We start from the raw sequence: 696 nt of genomic DNA on the forward strand, positions 1-696 counted from the left end.
AGTCATAACTATATGCTGCTGGCACTCAACCTCCTTATCATCGTCTATCCTTATCTTATCACATCCGGACTTCTATGAAAAGAGCTATATTTCGATAATCGGTAGATCGCTATTTGCCTTTAGCTCTTGTGTTAATTGTTGACCACTCGTTTTTGCTTCGATCAAAATTGCGTGTGGCGTCCATCTTACAGCTAGTGACAGAACTTGCTCTTTAAGCTTTGGGTACTCAAGCTTTGCTCGATATACATCAAGTAAATAGAATTTATTATCTATTTTTGCCCAGGTGGTGCAGACGCTAAAGTCGCTGGAATCGTTTGTTGAAACTGCAGTGTCCCAGCTTTGAGTTACATGTGAGAGATTATCAGGGAAATTTTTATAGCGCTTTAGCCACTCTTGTTTTATTATACCGCTTGAAAGTGGTAGAGGATTTTGTTGATATTGAGCAGCAAAAGCGTAACTCCCGAGTTCAACTTTTATCATCTCAACTTCTTCTCTTCCTCCCTCCAGGGGATATAATAACTCATTCTCTTCTCTTGAGTATAATACTCTTGCAGGTAGTGTCATTCCAGCACTTGATGCTGGAATCCAGTCTTTTGCGGTTGAATTTTCTGGATCCCAGTGGGCTTTGTTGCATCGCTACTTATGAAAGGCTAACTATAATTAGGATTATAAGCAACTTATTGAAAATCTTGTTTT

1 pseudogene is annotated in these 696 nt (G+C 39.2%); it reads right to left on the bottom strand.

Annotated elements, in window-relative coordinates:
• Window positions 1-87: 87 nt before the first annotated feature.
• A pseudogene (locus tag OZD66_RS05240) lies at window positions 88-555 on the bottom strand (phage terminase large subunit family protein); the annotation flags it as partial.
• Window positions 556-696 lie beyond the last annotated feature (141 nt).

The sequence above is a fragment of the Wolbachia endosymbiont of Drosophila baimaii genome (assembly GCF_028982185.1).
GTDB lineage: Bacteria > Pseudomonadota > Alphaproteobacteria > Rickettsiales > Anaplasmataceae > Wolbachia > Wolbachia pipientis.